Source organism: Sinorhizobium sp. NFACC03, from assembly GCF_900103435.1.
GTDB lineage: Bacteria > Pseudomonadota > Alphaproteobacteria > Rhizobiales > Rhizobiaceae > Ensifer.
Genome location: NZ_FMXF01000076.1, coordinates 1 through 1,472, shown reverse-complemented (window position 1 = coordinate 1,472; position 1,472 = coordinate 1). Strand labels below are relative to the sequence as shown.

Genomic DNA, 1,472 nt, shown 5'->3' with positions numbered 1-1,472 from the left:
GATAGAAAGATAGACTGGACGTTACTTTCACTGGTAACGGATCAGGCTAAGGTAAAATTTGTGAGTTGCTCTTTGAGCAAGATCGAATTTTCGGCGAATGTCGTCTTCACAGTATAACCAGATTGCTTGGGGTTATATGGTCAAGTGAAGAAGCGCATACGGTGGATGCCTTGGCAGTCAGAGGCGATGAAAGACGTGGTAGCCTGCGAAAAGCTTCGGGGAGTCGGCAAACAGACTGTGATCCGGAGATGTCTGAATGGGGGAACCCAGCCATCATAAGATGGTTATCTTGTACTGAATACATAGGTGCAAGAGGCGAACCAGGGGAACTGAAACATCTAAGTACCCTGAGGAAAAGAAATCAACCGAGATTCCCTTAGTAGTGGCGAGCGAACGGGGACTAGCCCTTAAGCTTCTTTGATTTTAGCGGAACGCTCTGGAAAGTGCGGCCATAGTGGGTGATAGCCCTGTACGCGAAAGGATCTTAGAAGTGAAATCGAGTAGGACGGAGCACGAGAAACTTTGTCTGAATATGGGGGGACCATCCTCCAAGGCTAAATACTACTGACTGACCGATAGTGAACTAGTACCGTGAGGGAAAGGCGAAAAGAACCCCGGAGAGGGGAGTGAAATAGATCCTGAAACCGTATGCGTACAAGCAGTGGGAGCCCACTTTGTTGGGTGACTGCGTACCTTTTGTATAATGGGTCAGCGACTTATTTTCAGTGGCGAGCTTAACCGAATAGGGGAGGCGTAGCGAAAGCGAGTCTTAATAGGGCGTCTAGTCGCTGGGAATAGACCCGAAACCGGGCGATCTATCCATGGGCAGGTTGAAGGTTAGGTAACACTGACTGGAGGACCGAACCGACTACCGTTGAAAAGTTAGCGGATGACCTGTGGATCGGAGTGAAAGGCTAATCAAGCTCGGAGATAGCTGGTTCTCCTCGAAAGCTATTTAGGTAGCGCCTCATGTATCACTGTAGGGGGTAGAGCACTGTTTCGGCTAGGGGGTCATCCCGACTTACCAAACCGATGCAAACTCCGAATACCTACAAGTGCCGAGCATGGGAGACACACGGCGGGTGCTAACGTCCGTCGTGAAAAGGGAAACAACCCAGACCGTCAGCTAAGGTCCCAAAGTTATGGTTAAGTGGGAAACGATGTGGGAAGGCTTAGACAGCTAGGAGGTTGGCTTAGAAGCAGCCACCCTTTAAAGAAAGCGTAATAGCTCACTAGTCGAGTCGGCCTGCGCGGAAGATGTAACGGGGCTCAAACCATACACCGAAGCTACGGGTATCACGCAAGTGATGCGGTAGAGGAGCGTTCTGTAAGCCTGTGAAGGTGAGTTGAGAAGCTTGCTGGAGGTATCAGAAGTGCGAATGCTGACATGAGTAACGACAATGGGTGTGAAAAACACCCACGCCGAAAGACCAAGGTTTCCTGCGCAACGTTAATCGACGCAGGGTTAGTCG

The 1,472-nt window shown here is 50.2% G+C and carries 1 rRNA gene; it reads left to right on the top strand.

From position 1 onward, the window contains the following. Window positions 1–138: 138 nt before the first annotated feature. Window positions 139–1,472, top strand: a 23S ribosomal RNA gene (locus tag BLU35_RS34790); the annotation flags it as partial.